The following is a 699-nucleotide window of genomic DNA, read 5'->3' on the forward strand; positions in this document are numbered from 1 at the left end:
AAAAAAGATAATTTTAACGCCGTTGTCGCAAAGAAAGCCACATAAGCACCAACCATATAAATATCACCGTGGGCAAAATTGATCAATTTGATAATGCCATACACCATGGTATATCCTAAAGCAATAAGCGCATATATGCTTCCGAGAGATACCCCATTAATTAACTGTTGTAGCAATTGCTGAGTAAATGTAAATTCCATGCACGTGCCTCCTTAATGCTTATTTTTTGCAATTTAATGTTTATCATTTATATTTCTCATTTTTCCTTTCTTAGTAGAGCAATCGTATAGAAATCCTATTCTTTAATTTAATCGATTTGGTCAAATAGCGAGGGGATAAGACTGTTGCCTTATCCCCTTACTATCAGCGGTTTGTTCAATAAACTGATTCAGCGAAAGCCAAATTTCGATACAACAATAGATCTTAAGGTTTTACAGTTTCTCTATATACTTGTTTACCATCTTTCATTTCAATGATAACTGCACTCTTAATTGCATCATGAGTAGCATTTAACGTCAAGGAACCAGTTACACCTTGGAAGTCTTTTGTGTTAGCAAGAGCTTCACGAATTTTATCTGACTCAGTGCTGTTAGCACGTTTGATAGCATCAACTAGTGCATAGGCTGCATCATAACCAAGAACAGCCATGGCATCTGGAACTTGACCGTATTCTTTCTTGAAAGCATCAAGGAACGCTTT

General features: G+C 36.1%; 1 protein-coding gene and 1 pseudogene. Both read right to left on the minus strand.

The annotated features are described in order from the left end of the window. A pseudogene (locus ACAN52_RS21925) lies at positions 1-200 on the minus strand (branched-chain amino acid ABC transporter permease); the annotation flags it as partial. Positions 201-423: 223 nt separating this feature from the next. Then, the coding region (locus tag ACAN52_RS21930; protein ID WP_378957257.1) for an ABC transporter substrate-binding protein at positions 424-699 on the minus strand (276 nt) is incomplete at its 5' end.

It is taken from the genome of Pelosinus sp. sgz500959 (genome assembly GCF_042610375.1).
Lineage (GTDB): Bacteria > Bacillota > Negativicutes > DSM-13327 > DSM-13327 > CTSoil-075.